Genomic DNA, 2,562 nt, shown 5'->3' on the forward strand with positions numbered 1-2,562 from the left:
CAAGTTGGTGTCTTTGGATGTCACCACCGCAACACGATCCCAGAAGTCCTTGTCGCGAAGGTGGTAGCGGAGGCGATCACCGATCACATCCGCTTCCCCGACGTAGCAGCGCACGCCGCCGATCGATGACTCATCATCGCCCAGCAACAGATAGACACCGGTTCGCGACGCCTCAGGTCGGCGCAGCAACTCCCCGACATCCGAACGTGGCGCCGTCAGCACGTGGCCCGTCCAGTTCGTGATCTCGGCAGTCGAGAGACCACCGGGCGTTCCATCGACGAGGAACAGCTTGATCTGCTTGCCACTCATAGCTCTCCTCGGAACGCTCGATGTTGGAGGGACGCGAAGAGTTGATCAGTCCAGCGACGACGCGTGCCAAGCCGCTTTCGCTCAGCCTCCACGCGCTGCCGGAGATCCAGAAGCCGCGTGAGGGTCGCCGAGTCGGGTTCGGGGAGTCGGATCGAGAGAGCCTCGCGCGCGTTGATGTTTGCCATACCGACAATGCTCTTTGCCATCTTCCTCAGTGTCAGTTTTCCGTGACGTGAGTTGAGGTAGCCGGCGACATACTCGCCGAGTTCAGGCGATTTGGGTCGCAAGCGGACGAGATAGCCGGCGAATGCGCGGGGTTCGGCTTCGCGATACACCGCCGTCTTTCCGACGAGATCTGCGCTGTTCGTGCGATTGAACAGAAGATCGCCGCGGTGAACGAGGTAACGCGCGTGGTCGGACTCATCGATATCGATGAACTTCATGTTCGTAAGGTCTATGCGGCCATCGTTGGTGACGTTCCCCATGCGCAGGATCGGGAACTGACCAGACTCGCCCGCCTTCGCAGATGTTCCGTACTGGGAGGATTCGACGAGATCCCCGACCGTCACGGACCGCCGACCAGGTGCTCCGGCGACAGAGTCAAAGAACGAGTCGAGAAGTTCACGCAGTTTGCCCTCCTGGGCTCCCGACAGAACTCGCACAGCATCGGCCTCATCGAGGATTGCGGCGATGCGGCGCTGCTCGGGGAGAGGCGGCAGGGGGACCGGCATCGCCTCGAAGACACCGCGTGGCAACGTGCGACGTCTCAAGGTAGTCCCCCTGAGCTTCGCCCTGTAGAAGCTGATGGCGGCCGAGGATCGAAGGTAGCGTTCCAAGTACTTTCGATCGACGCCACGAGCGTCACGTAGGTCCCACACTCCGTAGGCCGGACTAACGATCCCCGCCTCGTGACTCCATTGGAATGCCAGAACCGCCTCGTCTATGGGGAAGCCAACCACGAGCGGACCGCGATTGACGACTTTGTACTCGGACAGGTCGGCCCCCGCTATCCGCTTCCTAAACCGACTTGCCTGCTCGACCAAACCGTCGCGAGTAGTCATCGACAACACGGGGAGGGCCCTGCCGTGTCCTAGCCTTACTGAATTTGCAGGCATGATGATGGATCCCAGCGGCACGGTCTCCCAGCTCACGCGAGCATCTCCCGTAGGCGCTTGAGGCCGTCCTGGATCTCGACTTCGAGGGCATCCAGTTCGTCGAGGATCTCCGCCGGGGACCGGTGCTCGACCTCCTCGATCTCGATCTCCTTGTAGCGGTTGAGGCTCAGGTCGTAGCCGTTGTCGACGATCTCTTGCTTCGGGACGAAGAAGCTCTGGTCGGTGCGCGCCCGTGCAGTCTCAGCATCCAGGTTCTGCCACCGCGCGAGCACGTCGGGGAGGTCGTTCGCCTCGATGGGGGTGCGCTTGTCGTCGAGGGTCATGCCGTCGGCGCGCACGTCGTAGAACCACACGCGGTCGGTTCCGCCCGACGAGGTCTTCGTGAACAGCAGGATGGCGGTCGAGACCCCGGTGTAGGGCTTGAAGGTGCCCGACGGGAGCTTGATGACGGCATCCAGTTTGTGGTCATCGATCAGCAGCTTGCGCACCGCCTTGTGCGCGTTGCTCGACCCGAACAGCACCCCCTCGGGCACGATGACCGCGGCGCGCCCACCGTTGCGCAGCATCCGGATCATGAGCACCAGAAAGAGCAGCTCGGTCTTGCGGGTCTTGACGAGCTTCTGCAGATCCTTCGAGACGGTCTCTTGATCGAGCGAACCCGCAAACGGCGGATTGGCGAGCACGAGCGTGTAGCGGTCATCGCCCGGATGCCCCTCCGACAGCGAGTCCGCGCGCTCGATCGTCGGATTCTCGACGCCGTGCAGCAGCATGTTCATGCTCGCGATGCGGGCCATCGCAGCATCGGAGTCGTAGCCCGTGAACATCGGGCCGTTGAAGTGGGCGCGGCTGGCGGCATCCGCCCACAGCTCGGGGTGGTGATCGCGCAGGTACTCCTCGGCAGCCACGAGGAACCCCGCGGTTCCGACGGCAGTTATGTGTACGTTCGGTCAGTGTCTCAACGACCCACCCGACTGCACCCCCGGAGCATGATGTATCTGCAGTACATCAACGTGTTCTCGCACGACATCTTTGCGGCCGCCGCGGAATGGTCGGCGCTCGACCGCCCCAAAGCCGAGCGCGTGAAGGTACGACACCCCGAGGACACGCTCGCGCGATGGATCGTAACGCCCGGAAATCG

The 2,562-nt window shown here is 62.6% G+C and carries 3 protein-coding genes; all 3 read right to left on the reverse strand.

Translation table 11 applies throughout. The annotated features are described in order from the left end of the window. On the reverse strand, window positions 1-309 hold a 309-nt coding region (locus Q1V87_RS14800; protein ID WP_300594534.1), incomplete at its 3' end, for a GIY-YIG nuclease family protein. Then, on the reverse strand, window positions 306-1,079 hold the full coding sequence (locus Q1V87_RS14805) for a hypothetical protein (RefSeq protein WP_300594537.1): 774 nt from the start codon (window positions 1,077-1,079) through the stop codon (window positions 306-308). The genes Q1V87_RS14805 and Q1V87_RS14800, both read right to left, overlap by 4 nt. A 377-nt stretch (window positions 1,080-1,456) precedes the next feature. Next, window positions 1,457-2,359 carry a class I SAM-dependent DNA methyltransferase gene (locus Q1V87_RS14810; protein ID WP_300594540.1) on the reverse strand — a complete coding sequence of 301 codons (903 nt, stop codon included), beginning with the start codon at window positions 2,357-2,359 and terminating at the stop codon, window positions 1,457-1,459. Between the last annotated feature and the right edge of the window lie 203 nt (window positions 2,360-2,562).

It is taken from the genome of Microbacterium sp. (genome assembly GCF_030149085.1).
Lineage (GTDB): Bacteria > Actinomycetota > Actinomycetes > Actinomycetales > Microbacteriaceae > Microbacterium.